Annotated in this window: 1 protein-coding gene; it reads left to right on the top strand. The window is 47.0% G+C overall.

What is annotated here, in order from left to right; translation table 11 throughout:
• Positions 1–162: 162 nt before the first annotated feature.
• Positions 163–810, top strand: a 648-nt coding sequence (locus ALO_RS14210; RefSeq protein ID WP_004096991.1) for a transposase, incomplete at its 3' end; no start/stop codon positions are given.

The following is an 810-nucleotide window of genomic DNA, read 5'->3' as shown; positions in this document are numbered from 1 at the left end:
CAATGTCATTAAGTTAAGAAGTTGAGCATGACTCAGGAAAAGGACCGAGTACGAAAAAATGTACTCGGTCCTTTTTTTATAAAAATGCAAAAAAGGGTTGACAAACAGTCAAAAAAATGCGGCGAAGCCCCTTGAATGAATCCATTTTTGGAGGTTTCGCCTATGACGTTTTCTGAAAGCGTGAAAAAGGTACTGCTGGAAAAAATACAGAACATGGCCGCCTGCCCCGGGCCGTTTGTACGGAATCCAGGCAGCGATTTTACAAGAACACGAAAGCTTGATTTTGCCACAACCATTCGGTGTCTGATTGCCATGGAAAGCGGCAGCCTGAAAAAAGAATTGTTGGAGCTTTTCCACTACCATCCTGACACTGCAACGGTCTCGGCTTTTAACCAACAACGCCAAAAAATACTGCCGGAAGCGTTAGAGGTTCTCTTCCGGGAGTTCAACAAAGCCTTTGCACAATACCAAACATACCGTGGATATCGATTGCTCGCCTGTGATGGCACCGACTTGAACATCCCTCGAAATTCAAGGGATCCGGACAATTATTTTCAGTCCAACCCTGGAGAAAAGGGGTTTAATCAACTCCATTTGAACGCCCTGTACGATCTATGTAGCAGGCGCTATACCGACGCCGTCATCCAGCCGGGGAGAAAAAATAACGAGTGCCGCGCCCTAGCGGACATGATCGACAGATGCGATGCCGGGAGCAAGACGATCTTTATCGCAGATCGCGGCTATGAATCCTACAACATTTTTGCCCACACCGAACAGCGGGATATGTTTTATCTGGTGCGGGTACGGGAT

The organism is Acetonema longum DSM 6540 (genome assembly GCF_000219125.1).
GTDB classification, from domain to species: Bacteria; Bacillota; Negativicutes; order Sporomusales; family Acetonemataceae; genus Acetonema; species Acetonema longum.
The sequence above is the reverse complement of the archived record's forward strand: the minus strand, read 5'-3'. Positions and strand labels throughout refer to the sequence as shown.